We start from the raw sequence: 13,411 nt of genomic DNA, 5'->3' as shown, positions 1-13,411 counted from the left end.
CCGCCGCGGGGGGAACCCCCCTCCCATGACACAGACGACCCGACCGACCGAACTGGGCCTGCCGAAAAGGATCCGCGCCTGCCTCTTCGACCTCGACGGGGTCATCACCAGGACCGCCGTCGTGCACGCCGCGGCGTGGCGGCGCGCGTTCGACGAGTTCCTGCGCCGCCGCGACGGCGACGCCTTCCGGCCCTTCGACCCGTCCGCCGACTACGACCGGTACGTGGACGGCCGCCCCCGCGCCGACGGCGTGCGCACCTTCCTCGCCTCCCGGGACATCCGCCTCCCCGAGGGCACCCCCGACGACCCGCCCGACGCCCCCACCGTGCACGGCCTCGGCAACCGCAAGAACGAGATCCTGCTGGACCTCATCCGCACCGACGGCGTCGAGGCCTACGACGGCACCCTGCGCTACGTCGAGCGGGTCCGCGACCACGGGCTGCGCACCGCCGTCGTCTCCTCCAGCGCCAACTGCCGGGACGTGCTGCGCTCGATCGGCGCCGAGCACCTCTTCGACGTACGCATCGACGGAGTGGTGGCCGCCGAGCGGGGGCTGCCGGGCAAACCCCGCCCGGACACCTTCCTCGCCGCCGCCCACGACCTCGGGGTCGAACCCGCCGACGCCGCCGTGTTCGAGGACGCCCTCGCCGGCATGGACGCCGGACGCGCGGGCCACTTCGGCCAGGTCGTCGGACTCGACCGCGTCGGCCAGGCCGACGCCCTGCGCGCCCACGGCGCCGACGTCGTCGTAGCGGACCTGACGGAACTGGGGGAGTGGGCGTGATCACCCACAGGTCGTACGCGGTCGAACCCTGGTCCCTGCGCGAACAGGGCCTCCATCTCGACGTCCTGCCCCAGAGCGAATCCGTGTTCGCGCTGTCCAACGGGCACATCGGCTGGCGCGGAAACCTCGACGAGGGCGAGCCGCACGGCCTGCCAGGCAGCTACCTCAACGGCGTCCACGAACTCCACCCGCTGCCGTACGCCGAGGCCGGCTACGGCTACCCCGAATCCGGGGAGACGGTCATCGACGTCACCAACGGCAAGATCCTGCGACTGCTCGTCGACGACGAACCCTTCGACCTGCGCTACGGCCGGCTGCGCTCCCACGAACGCGTCCTCGACCTGCGCGCCGGCGTCCTGCGCCGCAGTTGCGAGTGGACCTCCCCGGCGGGCACGACCGTCCGGGTCCGCACCACCCGTCTGGTGTCGTTCACCCAGCGGGCCATCGCCGCCGTCGCCTACGAGGTCGAGGCCGTCGACGGCGAGGCACGTGTCGTCGTGCAGTCGGAGCTGGTGGCCAACGAGCAACTGCCCGAACGGAAGGGCGATCCACGGGCCGCCGTCGCCCTGAGGACACCGCTGGAGGCGGAGGAGCACTTCGCGGACGGGACACGGCTGCGGCTCGTGCACCGCACCCGGCGCAGCGGCCTGCGCGTCGGCGCCGCGGCCGACCATGTCGTCACCGGCCCCGGTGACATCACCACCGGCGCGGAGAGCAGGGACGACGTCGCCCGCCTCACCGCCACCACCGTCCTGCGGCCCGGCGAACGGCTGCGGGTGGAGAAGACCGTCGCCCACGGCTGGTCCGGCACCCGCTCGCTGCCCGCCGTCGGCGACCAGGTCGACGCCGCCCTCTCCGCCGCCGCGTACGCCGGCTGGCAGGGCCTCGTCGACGAACAACGGTCCTACCTCGACGACTTCTGGGCCCGCGCCGACGTCGAGGTGGACGGCGACGAGGAGATCCAGCAGGCCGTACGGTTCGCCCTGTTCCACGTCCTGCAGGCGGGCGCCCGCGCCGAACAGCGCGCCATCCCCGCCAAGGGCCTCACCGGTTCCGGCTACGACGGCCACGCCTTCTGGGACACCGAGACCTTCGTCCTGCCGCTGCTCACCCACACCGCGCCCGGCGCGGTCGCCGAGGCCCTGCGCTGGCGCCAGAACACCCTGCCGGCCGCCCGCGACCGCGCGGCCCAACTCGGCCTCAAGGGCGCCGCGTTCCCCTGGCGCACCATCAACGGCCGGGAACGTTCCGCCTACTGGCCCGCCGGCACGGCCGCCTTCCACGTGAACGCCGCCGTCGCCGACGCCGTGGTCCGGCACACCGCCGCCACCGGTGACACCGCCTTCGAACGCGACACCGGCGTCGAACTCCTGGTGGAGACCGCCCGGCTCTGGCGGTCCCTCGGCCACCACGACCACCACGGCGCCTTCCACATCGACGGCGTCACCGGCCCCGACGAGTACAGCGCCGTCGTCGACGACAACACGTACACCAACCTCATGGCCCGCGGAAACCTCCTGGCCGCCGCCGACGCCGTCGAACGCCACCCCGACCGTGCCGCCCGCCTCGGTGTCGACGACGAGGAGAGCGCCGCGTGGCGCGACGCCGCCCACGCGATGCACGTCCCCTACGACCACGAGCGAGGGGTGCACGAACAGCACGCCGGGTTCACCCGCCACCAGCGCTGGGACTTCGAGAACACCGGGCCCGACCGGTACCCGCTGATGCTGCACTTCCCCTACTTCGACCTGTACCGCAAACAGGTCGTCAAACAGGCGGACCTGGTCCTCGCGATGTACAAGTGCGGCGACCGTTTCGACGACGACCAGGTGGCCCGCAACTTCGCCTACTACGAGCCGCTCACCGTCCGCGACTCCTCCCTCTCCGCCTGCTGCCAGGCCGTCGTCGCCGCCCAGGTCGGCCACCTCGATCTCGCCTACGACTATCTGACCGAGTCGGCGATGATGGATCTGGCGGATCTGGAGGACAACACCCGCGACGGCCTCCACCTCGCCTCCCTCGCCGGCACCTGGACCGCGCTCGTCGCCGGCTTCGGCGGAATGCGGCAGCACGGCACGGCCGTGAGCTTCGCGCCTCGCCTCCCCGAGCGCCTGAGCGGGCTCGCCTTCCACGTCGGCCTGCTCGACACCTGTCTGCGCGTACGGATCGAACCCCGGCACGCCACCTACGAACTGCTCTCAGGCGACACCCTGACGATCCGCCACCACGGTGAGCCGGTCACCCTCGACGGCGACAAACCCCGCCGCATGGACATCCCGGCACCGAAACCCTCCGGTCCGGTGCCGCGGCAGCCCCCGCACCGGCGTCCCGGCCGCCGCCGGAGGCGGCCGGACTGAGACGCAGGTGGCCCCGACCGGACCTCAGCCGCAGAACGTGGACTCCAGCGTGCTGTTCACCGTCGCGTACACGGGACCGTTGTTGGACGTGTTGGCGAACGAGGTCACACTGCGCTTGCCGCTCTTGGAGGTGAACGCCCAGGTGTAGTAGCCCTGCACGGTTCCCGTGTGCCCGTACACCGAGACCCCGCACGACAGATCACGCCGGCGCAGCCCCAGCCCGTACGCCTGGGTGCTGTTGACCGGTGTCCACTTCAGCATCTGCTTCAGCTGCGCGGCCGAGGTGAGCTTGCCCTGCACCAGCGCGGACATGAACTTGTTCAGGTCCTTGGCACTGGACACCAGGGCGCCCGCGCTCTGCGCCCACGACGTGGTCTGCTGGGTCGAGTCGATCTTCCGGCCGGTGGAGTCGGCGGTCATGTAGCCGCGGGAGTACTTGCCGGGGATCGTGTTCTTCGGGTGGACGTAGAAGGTGTCGGCCAGCTTCAGCGGCTTGATGATCCGGTTCTGGTAGGCCGTCGCCACCGGCTTCTTGGTGATCTTCTCGACGAGCATGCCCGCGACCACGAAGTTGGCGTTCGAGTACGCGTAGAGCGCGCCCGGCTTGTTGGTGCGCGGCTCGGCGAGCGACATGTCCATCAGCTGGCGGTAGGTGAACACCTTGTTGCGGACCTTCTCGAAGCCCGCCACGCTGGGGGAGAAGAGGGTGTTGGCGTAGTCGTACAGCCCGCTGCGGTGGCTGAGCACATGGCGCACGGTGATCTTCTTGTCGGGCAGCAGCCCCGGCAGGTAGGTGTCGACCGAGGAGTCGAGCTTGACCTTTCCCTCGTCGACCAGCTGCAGCAGGACCACCGCCGTGAACGTCTTGGTGACGCTGCCCACGCGGATGCGGTCCCCGGTGCCGAGGGCCCGCTTGGTGCTCCGGTCCGCGACACCTTCCGCCAGGTGGTGCACCGTGCCGTTGTCGTCGATCCTCGCGAACGCTCCCGGCGCTCCCTGCGACAGCGCCGTGCGCAGCAGTTTTCGCAGCCCCGTCGTGTCGGGCCCGGCCTGGGGGGCCGCGTGGGCGGGGACCGCCACGAGGGACAGGACGATCGCGCCGAGCGTCGCCACACCCGTGCCCACCGTTGTCGAAACCATCTGATTCGTCTCCTGTCGCTCTCCGTCATCGACAGGGTGCATTGGAGTCCAGCGATCACGGAGAGTCAAGTAGCCGGAGGCGGGGGTGAGTTGAGCGACTCGAAAGAGGGACAGCCGCGGCGGGTCGGTTTCAGCCGCCGAAGAGCTGGGTCCAGTACGTGCCGGCCGCGCCGCCGCCGACGAATCCGACACCGATATGGGTGAAGCCGGGTTTGAGGATGTTCGCGCGGTGTCCGGGGCTGTTCATCCAGCCGGTCACGACCTCGGCGGCGGAGCGCTGGCCGCACGCGATGTTCTCCCCGACGGACTGGTGGGTGGATCCGGCCGCCGCCGCGCGGTGCCACGGCTCGCCGCCGTCGGGCGAGGTGTGCGCGTAGAAGGCCCGCGCCACCATGTCGGCGCTGTGGGCCTGGGCGGCGTGCGCGAGGAGGGGGTCGGGGGAGAGCGGGGGGAGACCGGCGCCGGCCCGTTCGGCGTTGGTGAGGGTGATGACGTCCGCTGCCGTCCGGCGCAGGCCCGCGGGGGAGAAGGGTTCGGCCCACAGGGCTGTCCAGTACACCGTCCCCGACCGGGGGTCGGTCGCCCGGCCGAGGCCGGTCTCGGTGCAGGCGGGTTCGCGGAGAATCTGCCCGGCTCGCCGGTCGGAACGGCAGTGGTCCACGAACTCGGCGGGGGTGCGGGGACCGGAGACCAGGTGTTCGCCGACGGCCAGATAGGCGTATCCGGTGGCGGTGAGGCGTTGGTGGAGAAAGACACCGTCCTCGCCCTCGGAGGTCAGCCGGCCCTGTGCGGCCATCGAGGTGGCGTGCGTCCGGGCCGCGGCCGTGAGCCGGGAGTCCAGCACCACGGGTGGGGAACCCGCGGCGGCCCGGACGGAGTTGACCAGGTCGAGGAAGCCGTCCGTGTGCGGGTCCGGCGGAGCCGTTCGCGCGGTGCGCGTGGGCGCGGGCCCGGACGCCGCGGCGGGAGTCTCCTCGACCACGTCCACCCCGAAGTCCCTCGCCACCCCCGCCAGTCCGTCGGCGTATCCCTGGCCCAGGGCCCGCAGCTTCCAGTCCGCGCCCCTGCGGTACAGCTCCGCCAGGAGGAGTACGGTCTCGCGCCGGGGCCGGGGCGGGGTGAAGCGGGCGATCGTGCGGCCGGCGGCCCCGGTGACGAGCAGGGTCGGGGCGGGCAGGTGGCCCAACGGCGTGTCGGGGGCGGCCGGGCTGATCGCGACGGTGAGGCGGGTCGCGCCGGGGCGCAGGGCGCCCGGGTCCACCGTCAGGGTCTGGCCGGTCAGCCGGGCGCCCGGTGCCGCCGGCTGGTTGTAGAAGACGAAGTCGGCGTCGCCGCGGACCTTGCCGGTGTCGTCGGTGACGAGGGCGGACACGTCGAAGGGGCCCGGCACCCTGATCGTCAGGGTGCCGCTCGGCAGGGGGAGATTGCCCCCGGGGACCAGCTCGCTCATCGGTGCCGTCCGTCGCAGTGACCGTCAGCCCGACAACGTCTCACCCCCGCAGGGCGGTTCCCGTGCCCTCCTGGCCCTCGCCGGCCAGCGCGTCCTGGCGGCCGGAGCGCATCGTCCGCAGGGCGAGCAGGAGGACGCCGATGTCGTCCAGGTACACCGGGTCCGGTACGAGGTCGGTGGGCAGGACGAGATAGAGGACGGCGCCCCAGAAGACCCACTTGGGACCGGTGGGGAGCCCGGCCCGGTTCAGTTCGCGCCGGGTGCGCACCAGCCTCAGCAGCAGCCAGACGGCCACGCCGAGGACGGCGGCCGCGACCAGGGCGATCGCGGCGATCACACCCCATGTCCAGGAATCCATCGGTCCGCCCCTCAGTCGGGCCGGGCGGTGCGCCCGGCCTGTGCCTGCCCATCGTCTTCCCCCGCAGGGCGCGCGGTATCGCGGCGCGCGGGGATCGGGGCGGGGTCAGTTCGAGGCGCGGGCGAGGTTGTGGTCCACGAGGGCCTGGCTGACGGCCCGGATGGAGCGGGCCATGTGGTTCAGCTGCATGACCTCGGCGGCGTACATCTTGATCGTGTGCTCGATGACCGACTCGGACATACCGAGGCTGGGCAGCTCGGAGCGGGCGGTCTGCAGGGCGGTGCGGGCCACCCGGATCTCGTGCTGGACCTGGATCTGGGCGTGGCGTGCGAGCAGCACGGGGTGCCGCATCATCGCCGGGTAGCTGCCGTACCGGGCCGGCACCAGCTCGCGCAGCCACTTGGCCGCGGACCTCTCCCAGTCGTAACTGCCGGGTGTCTTGACCTGACACGGCCAGTCCGTGCGGAGGGGCGAGGTGGTCAGGGCCATGTTCAACACTCCGGTCTTGCGTCGACGCCATGGGGTTGCAGCGGGTGGTGGAGTCTGGGCGGCCCCGGCATAGGGGATGGCCGGGGCCGCCTCACCCGGGGCGCCGTGGCGGGTAGGAGCGGACGGACCCGGGTGGACGGCGTGACCCGGCGTTCCACCGGGTCACGATCCGGGGAGCAGTATTTATATATACCCCCGAGTACGCAAGGGCATGGAAAAATTCATTCAGGGGGCGGGGTGAAGAATCCCCTGCCGTCCCGGCCCGGCGGGCGGTGCGGGATCAGTCCCGCAGGAAGAAGTGGTGCTGCTCCGAGACCTGCTCGTACGCCTCCAGCCGGGCCTGGGTGCGCTCGGGGTCGGCGTCCGTCATGGCCTGGAGCAGGGCGGAGGACATCATCACGGGGGCGGCGTAGGAGTCGAAGACCAGGCGTGAGCCGGTGCCGATGGCGAAGACGGCGTCGGCCTCGTCCGCGAGCGGGCCGAGCGCCAGGTCGGTGACCAGGGCCACCCTCAGACCGGCGCCGTGGGCGACGCGCAGCGCGGTCAGCGTCTCCTGCGCGTGCCGGGGCATGGAGAACGCCAGCACCCAGGTGCCGCCCGCCTCCCGGGACTGCAGCAGGGCGTCGTAGGCGACCGTGCCGCCCTTCGTCACCAGCCGGACGTCGGGGTGGATACGGCGGGCGGCGTACGCGAAGTACTCGGCGAGCGCACCGGAGATCCTGAGCCCGAGGACGGTCAGCGGGGCCGAGCGGGACAGGGCGCGGCCGACCTGGATCACCTGGTCGGGGTCGGCGAAGTCGCGCCGCAGGTTCTCCAGGTTCTCGATCTCGGCGTCCACGGCGGCCTGCAACTCGTTGCTGCGGTCCGCGGCGACGACGCCCGGGGCGCTGCCGAGAGTGGCGAGCGCGATGGCCTGGAGGCGCTCGCGCAGCGCGGGATAGCCGCTGAATCCGACGGCAGCGGCGAACCGGGTCACCGAGGGCTGGCTCACGCCGACCCGCTCCGCCAGATCCGTGATCGACAGGAACGCGGCCTCGGTGATGTGCTCGATCAGGTACTGGGCGATCCGCCGCTGCCCCGGGGAGAGCCGGGGGCCGTCGAACAGTTCCCTGAGCCGGGACGTGGGCGACTGCTCGGTCTCCGGGGCGGTCCGCCCGGACGTGATCGCTGATGCCTGCGCACGTGCCTGCTGCGGCGATGGCACGCGCGCGCCTCCTTCGTCTGCCACGAGCACTCAACATAGCCCACGGCCCGTCCGCCCCCGGCGCCTCGCGCGCGACCTGCGAGAACCCCGTTTCGGGCACACCATGGGGGTACTCGGGGTACCCGCATCCTGTCGCCCACACGAGGGAGAAGGCTCGTGACCCTGCCCAGTCTGCCGGTGTCCCAGGTCGAGGTCGTGCTCTGCGACTGCTCGGCCGACGACGCCGAACGCGTCTTCGCCTGTCTGCGCACCCACTTCGAGACGGACCGGCGCGCCGACGATCCGCCGCACGAGACCGGCACCGGCCGGCCGACGATGTGGACCGGCATGTACGACACCGCCGCCGCGGTCGCCTCCGGTGGGGGAACACCCCCCGAGCCGCCGTCCGCGCCCGTCACGGTCGAGGTGCAGGGCAGTCCCCCCGCCGTACGGCTGCTGCGCGAGGCGCTGGAGGAGGCGTACAGCGTCCGCCAGGTCGGTGTGGACGCCGGTGATCAGGAAGTGCAACTGCAACTGCGGGTCGAAGGACGGGAGAGGCGCGGCTGATGACCACTCTGGGGGTGGGGCGCGGGCGTGCCGCGCGAGGTTCGGTGACGGAGGGCGCGGCGCGTGCGGGACTGACCGCACGCGGCGTCATCTATTTGCTCGTCGGGGCACTGGCCCTGCAGATCGCCTTCGGCGGAAGCTCGGAACAGGCCGACAGACAGGGCGCGTTGGAGGAGATCGCCGAGAAACCACTGGGTTCCGTGCTGCTGTGGGCCCTGGGCATCGGCCTGGTGGGCATGGCGCTGTGGCGGCTGTCGGAGGCCGTGTTCGGCGCGGCGGGGCCGGACGGCCGCAAGGTGAGCAAGCGGCTGGCGTCCGCCGCGCGCTTCGTCTTCTACGCCTTCGTCGCCTACTCGGTGCTGACCTTCGCCGCCGGTGAGGGCGGCGGGGGCGGTTCCAGCGACCAGCAGTCCCGCGACGTGACGGCGCGGGCCCTGGAACTGCCCGGTGGGCAGTGGCTGGTGGGCGGGGCGGGGGCCGGGGTGATCGCCGCCGGTGTGTGGATCGGCGTCCGGGCCGTGATGCGTTCGTACCACAAGCATCTGCGGCTCGGGGAGATGTCCCGGCGGATGCGTCGGCTCGTCGACGTGACCGGCGTGGGCGGCGGGGTGGCGCGCGGCCTGGTGTTCGCCACGGCGGGTGGCTTCGCGGTGCGCGCCGCGATCCAGTACGAACCGGACGAGGCCAAGGGCCTCGACGACACCATCCGCTCCTTCGCCGAGACCCCCGTCGGCCCGGCGCTCCTCGCGTGTGTCGCGGCCGGGCTCGTGCTGTTCGGGATCTTCTCCTTCGCCATGGCGCGCTGGCGCAAGGTGTGAGCCGGGCCCCGGCGGGCGGGCCCTGGCCGGATTCGCTCGTGCGACTGGAACGGCGAGGCAGGTGCTTGGTGGTCGAGGGAACGGCGCCATGCAGGAAAGGGAACATCGACATGACAGGGAGGGCGCGTGACCGAGGTGAGAGGCGAGCGAGGGCGTGACGAGACCGAGGACGAGCGGGCCGACCGCCGCTGGAGCGAACTCATCCAGGAGGTGAGGGTCGCCCAGACCGGTGTGCAGATCCTGTTCGGCTTCCTGCTCACCGTCGTGTTCACCCCGCGCTACGACGAGCTGGCGCAGACCGAGAAGACGATCTACATCGTGACCGTCGTCCTCGGCGCCGCCGCCACCGGCGCCCTCATCGGGCCCGTCTCCTTCCACCGGATCGTCGCCGGACGCCGTATCAAGCCCGCCGCCGTGCGGTGGGCCGCACGGCTGACCGTCGTCGGCCTGGTCCTGCTGCTCGCCACGATGACGGCCGCGCTGCTGCTGATCCTGCGCGTGGCCACGCACGACGAGTTCGTGCCCTGGCTGGTGGGCTGCGTGCTCCTCTGGTACCTCCTGTGCTGGTTCGTGCTGCCCACCTGGATCCGCCGCCGCCACGCCGACGACTGACCGCCACGCCGACGACTGCCCGCCGCGCCGTTGCGCCGACGCCCGATCCCGGCACCGTCGCCGCCGCCCCGATCCCGGCCCCGTCGTGCCGCCGTCGTGGACGCCCGGCCCGGGCCGTCGTTGCGTCGACGACCGTTCTCGGGCGCCGTCGTGCCGACGACTGCCCGCCGCGCCGTTGCGCCGACGCCCGATCCCGGCACCGTCGCCGCCGACCGGGCCCGGGCCGTCGTGCCGCCGTCGTGGACGCCCGGCCCCGGCCGTCGTGGCGCCGACCGCCGGCCTCGGGCGTCGTCGTGGCGCCGACCACCGGCCCCGGGCATCGTCGCGCCGGCGCGTGCCACCGGCCGCCGTCACACCCCCGGGTGACATCCCCGATGGCGGGAATGGCGGTGTTGCCGGTGGGCCGCGAGGTGCGCGAGCGTGCGGTGTCATGGACCGTGACCAGAGTCACCGCACCCCGCCCCTGACCCGCCGCCGACTCCTCGCCGCCACCGGGGCCACCGGGGCGGCCGCGGTCCTCGGCACCACCGGCGCGGCGGCGTCCGGCACCGCCCGGCCGGGCACCTCCGGCCTCGCCCTCACCTTCACCCGGGCCACCAACGGCTCGGCGACTCTCGCCCCCACCGGTGACACCCTGATCGCCGAGATCCAGAGCGGCCTGTGGTCCCTGCCGCGCGGCGGCGGCAGAGCGCTCCCCCTCACCCCGGCCGGTCTCGAACCCAACCGGCCCACCTACTCCCCGGACGGCGACCTCGTCGCGTTCTGCGCCTACCAGGGCGGCGGCTTCCACCTCTGGACCATGCGCCCCGACGGCTCCGAACTCCAGCGGCGCACCGACGGCCCCTGGGACGACCGGGCCCCGGCCTGGTCTCCCGACGGCACTCGCATCGCCTTCTGTTCCGAACGCGGCGGCGACCCCGACGCACCCGCCGGCGGATGCCCCTACCGCGTCCACGTCCTGGACCTCGGCACCGGCGACATCACCCGCGTCACCGGCCTCCCCGGCCAGGACGGCCCCCTCCAGGACGACGGCTGGGAGGACTTCGACCCCACCTGGTCACCGGACGGCACCCGGCTGCTGTTCGTACGCGGCAAGGTCGTCACCGCCGGCACGACCCCGGCCGTCGAGTCCCGCACCGTCGCCGCCGTGGCCGCCGACGGCACCGGCCCGGTGACCGTCGAGCACACCGAAACCGCGACCGCGCAGGTCATGACCCCCGCCCTCGCCCCGGACGGCCGCCTCGCGTACCTGCGCACCACCGCCTCCCCCCACGGCTCCTGCACCCTCGTCGTCGCCGGGGAACCCGTCCCGGTCGACGGCGACCTCGCGCCCGTGCCGCCCCGCTGGACGGCCGACGGCGAACTGCTGCTCACGGTGGACGGCCGGTTCACCCTCCTACGGCCCGAAGCGCCCGCCCGACCGCGGGAGATCCCCTTCGAGGGAACCCTCCCCGTGGACCGGCCGCGCCGCCGCGTCAAGGAGTACGACCTCGGAGAGGCACGCGTGCGGCCCGCACAAGGCATCCACCTGCCCGCACTCTCCCCGGACGGGCGGAGCGTCGCGTTCGCCGCCCTCAACGCGCTCTGGCTGGCGGGCACGTCGGGCGGTCGCCCGCCGAAGCGGCTGCGGCAGTCCCCGCCCACCCGCTGGCTCCTCGCACCCTCCTGGGCCCCCGACGGGCGGTCCCTCGTCCATGCCGACGACCGCGACGGCCTCCTCGGTGTGTACCGGCACGATCTGGCCACCGGCGAGGAGACCGCCCTCGCCGGCGGCGGCCGGGTGATGCCCGCCCTCGCGCCCGACGGGCAGCGGCTCGCGTGCCTCGACATGGCCGGCCGCCTCGTCGTCCGGGACCTGGCGAGCGGCGAGGAACGCGTCCTCGCCGCCCCGCTCGGTGGAGGCGGCATCCCCGGCAGGCCGAGCTGGTCGCCCGACGGCCGGTACCTCGCGCTGTGCGACCGCAACCGGCTCGGCGCCCGCTTCCGCGAGGGCTACAACCTGATCCGGATCGTCGACGCCACGACGGGCGCCGACCGGCTGCACACGGTCGCACCGCACACCTCGATCGCCGACCGGTACGACTCCGGGCCCGTCTGGTCGCCCGACGGCCGCTGGATGGCCGTGATCGTCGAGTCCGCGCTCTGCCTGCTGCCCGTGACCCCCGACGGCACCCCGCGCGGCAGGCTCCGCACCCTCACCACCGAACCCGCCGACCACCCCAGCTGGTCCGGCGACTCCACCACGCTCCTGTACCAGTCGGGCATCCGCCTGCGCCTCGTCGACGTCTCCGGCGACCGTCGGCGCACCGTCCGCGTACCGCTCGACCGCACCCGGCCCGCCCCCGCCGACACCGTCGTCCACGCGGGCCGCCTGTGGGACGGCACCGGCGAGACGGTCCGCGACGACGTCGACATCGTCGTACGCGACGGCCGGATCACCGCCGTCGAACCCCACCGGGGCAGTCGCCCTGCCGCCCTCCGCCGCGTCGACGCCTCCGCGCACACCGTGCTGCCCGGCCTGTGGGACACCCACACCCACCCCTGGCAGAGCACCTACGGCAGCCGCCAGGCCGCCGGTCAGCTCACCTACGGCGTCACCACCGCCGTCTCCCTCGGCGGCTTCGCCCATGAACAGGCCCGCATCCGCGAGGAGGTGCACGCCGGCCGGCTCGCCGGGCCCCGGCTGCTCACCACCGGGGAACTCCTCGACGGCGGACGGGTCGCGTACAGCATGGGACGCGCCCACCGGACGAGGGCGGGCCTGCGCCGCTCACTGGAGCGGGCCGCCGCGCTCGACTGGGACTTCGTCAAGACGTACGTGCGGGCGCCCGGTTGGGTGATGAGCGAGGCCGCCCGCTTCGCCCACGAACGTCTCGGCGTCCGCACGGGCGGTCATCTGCTCTCTCCGGGCGTCCAGCTCGGCCAGGACCTGACGACCCATCTGCAGGCCACCCAGCGGGCCGAGTTCGGCCACGCCACGACCGCCGCCGGGCGGTCCTACGAGGACGTCGTGGAGATCTACACCCGACAGGGCGTGGACTTCTCCCTGATCGCCACCCCCTTCACGGCCGCGCCCCTCATGGGAGCGGACCCGTCCCTGGCCGACGACCCCCGGGTCACGGTCGTGATGCCACCGTGGGACGCCGCCCTCGTCCGGCAGGGGGCGGAGGTCCCGCCGACACCCGACCAACTCGCCGCTCTGCGCACCGAGACCGACATCTACCGGCGGATCCTCGCGGCCGGCGGGGTCGTCGCCCTCGGCACGGACCAGCCGCTGGGCCCCGTCGGCCTCTTCCTCCACCTCGCCCTGCGCGCCCTGCACGCCGGTGGACTCACCCCGGCCGAGACCCTGCGCACCGCGACCGCGCTCCCGGCCCGGCTGTTCGGCCTGGACGACCACCTCGGGACGGTCGCCACGGGCAGGCTCGCGGACCTGACCGTCGTCGACGGCGACCCGTTCACGGACTTCGCCGACCTCGTCCGCACGGTGTCGGTCCTGCGGGGCGGACACCTCCACACCACCGAGGAGTTGGTGGCCGCGTACCGGCCCGCGGCCCGGCGCGCGAAGGCCGCCGGGACCGAGGAGGACTGGCTGGAGGTGGGCCGGCTGATGCGCCAGGACGGCTGCTGCCACGACGACCGCTGAGGGCGTC

At 73.2% G+C, this 13,411-nt stretch carries 11 protein-coding genes; 6 read left to right on the top strand and 5 right to left on the bottom strand.

Annotation, left to right across the window (positions count from 1 at the left end; all coding sequences use genetic code 11):
- Window positions 1-25: 25 nt before the first annotated feature.
- Both STRBO_RS0125955 and STRBO_RS0125950 read left to right on the top strand, forming a co-directional pair.
- Window positions 26-784, top strand: a complete 759-nt coding sequence (locus STRBO_RS0125955; RefSeq protein ID WP_005483914.1) for an HAD family hydrolase — start codon at window positions 26-28, stop codon at window positions 782-784.
- Window positions 781-3,141 carry a glycoside hydrolase family 65 protein gene (locus STRBO_RS0125950; RefSeq protein ID WP_005483912.1) on the top strand — a complete coding sequence of 787 codons (2,361 nt, stop codon included), beginning with the start codon at window positions 781-783 and terminating at the stop codon, window positions 3,139-3,141. Before STRBO_RS0125955 ends, STRBO_RS0125950 begins: the two co-directional genes overlap by 4 nt.
- 24 nt (window positions 3,142-3,165) lie before the next feature.
- Here STRBO_RS0125950 and STRBO_RS0125945 read toward each other — a convergent pair whose 3' ends face one another.
- From STRBO_RS0125945 to STRBO_RS0125925, 5 genes are all read right to left on the bottom strand, one after another.
- Window positions 3,166-4,281, bottom strand: a complete 1,116-nt coding sequence (locus STRBO_RS0125945; RefSeq protein ID WP_167336831.1) for a serine hydrolase domain-containing protein — start codon at window positions 4,279-4,281, stop codon at window positions 3,166-3,168.
- A 130-nt stretch (window positions 4,282-4,411) separates the two neighbouring features.
- A complete protein-coding gene (locus tag STRBO_RS0125940; protein ID WP_005483909.1) occupies window positions 4,412-5,731 on the bottom strand; it encodes a CAP domain-containing protein in 1,320 nt (439 codons plus the stop codon).
- A 40-nt stretch (window positions 5,732-5,771) separates the two neighbouring features.
- The gene (locus STRBO_RS0125935) at window positions 5,772-6,089 is read right to left on the bottom strand and encodes a YkvA family protein (protein ID WP_005483907.1); all 318 of its coding nucleotides are present in this window, start codon (window positions 6,087-6,089) and stop codon (window positions 5,772-5,774) included.
- A 105-nt stretch (window positions 6,090-6,194) separates the two neighbouring features.
- Window positions 6,195-6,578 carry a hypothetical protein gene (locus tag STRBO_RS0125930; protein WP_020115075.1) on the bottom strand — a complete coding sequence of 128 codons (384 nt, stop codon included), beginning with the start codon at window positions 6,576-6,578 and terminating at the stop codon, window positions 6,195-6,197.
- A gap of 280 nt (window positions 6,579-6,858) precedes the next feature.
- Window positions 6,859-7,782, bottom strand: a complete 924-nt coding sequence (locus STRBO_RS0125925) for a MurR/RpiR family transcriptional regulator (protein WP_005483905.1) — start codon at window positions 7,780-7,782, stop codon at window positions 6,859-6,861.
- A 156-nt stretch (window positions 7,783-7,938) separates the two neighbouring features.
- Between STRBO_RS0125925 and STRBO_RS0125920 the strand changes: the two genes are divergently transcribed.
- The 4 genes from STRBO_RS0125920 (at window position 7,939) to STRBO_RS0125905 (ending at window position 13,404) form a co-directional block, all read left to right on the top strand.
- The gene (locus tag STRBO_RS0125920) at window positions 7,939-8,328 is read left to right on the top strand and encodes a hypothetical protein (RefSeq protein WP_005483904.1); all 390 of its coding nucleotides are present in this window, start codon (window positions 7,939-7,941) and stop codon (window positions 8,326-8,328) included.
- Window positions 8,328-9,146, top strand: a complete 819-nt coding sequence (locus STRBO_RS0125915) for a DUF1206 domain-containing protein (protein ID WP_020115074.1) — start codon at window positions 8,328-8,330, stop codon at window positions 9,144-9,146. Before STRBO_RS0125920 ends, STRBO_RS0125915 begins: the two co-directional genes overlap by 1 nt.
- A gap of 126 nt (window positions 9,147-9,272) precedes the next feature.
- Complete coding sequence (locus tag STRBO_RS0125910; RefSeq protein ID WP_005483902.1) at window positions 9,273-9,758, top strand: DUF6328 family protein; 486 nt, start codon at window positions 9,273-9,275, stop codon at window positions 9,756-9,758.
- Between the two features lie 430 nt (window positions 9,759-10,188).
- Window positions 10,189-13,404, top strand: a complete 3,216-nt coding sequence (locus STRBO_RS0125905) for an amidohydrolase family protein (RefSeq protein ID WP_020115073.1) — start codon at window positions 10,189-10,191, stop codon at window positions 13,402-13,404.
- Window positions 13,405-13,411 lie beyond the last annotated feature (7 nt).

The sequence above is a fragment of the Streptomyces bottropensis ATCC 25435 genome, from assembly GCF_000383595.1.
GTDB classification, from domain to species: domain Bacteria; phylum Actinomycetota; class Actinomycetes; order Streptomycetales; family Streptomycetaceae; genus Streptomyces; species Streptomyces bottropensis.
This window is presented reverse-complemented; position numbering and strand designations above follow the sequence as displayed.